Source organism: Ancylomarina sp. 16SWW S1-10-2, assembly GCF_009669305.1.
Taxonomy (GTDB): domain Bacteria; phylum Bacteroidota; class Bacteroidia; order Bacteroidales; family Marinifilaceae; genus Ancylomarina.
The window spans coordinates 1-415 of the sequence record NZ_SADB01000262.1 but is presented as its reverse complement, the minus strand read 5'-3'; the positions used below and the strand labels follow the sequence as shown (position 1 = coordinate 415).

Sequence of the window (415 nt, the reverse complement as noted above, 5' to 3'; positions counted from 1 at the left end):
TCATCTGTGTGGGCGGCGGAACCGGAATCGCAGCCATGCACCACATTGCCAAAGGCCACCACATGGCCGGAAACCATGTTGTCGCCATTGTGGGCGCACGCAGCGAGAACATGCTCCTTTTCTGTACCGAACTGGGCTACTTCTGCCCTGAGCTGCTCATTGCCACTGATGACGGCAGTACCGGACACAAAGGGTTTGTCACCGATCTCCTGCGTGAACGTCTTGAACAGGACAAAGACGTATCCGAAGTAGTGGCCATCGGCCCCGTGCCCATGATGGAAGCGGTCGCCAAGGTAACCAAGCCTTTCGGCGTCAAGACCACTGTCAGCCTGAACTCCATCATGGTTGACGGCGTGGGTATGTGCGGAGCCTGCCGTTGCAGTGTTGGCGGAGAAACCAAATTCGCCTGTGTGGA

The 415-nt window shown here is 57.3% G+C and carries 1 pseudogene; it reads left to right on the top strand.

The window, feature by feature from the left end:
- Positions 1–415, top strand: a pseudogene (locus EMN46_RS19175) (sulfide/dihydroorotate dehydrogenase-like FAD/NAD-binding protein); the annotation flags it as partial.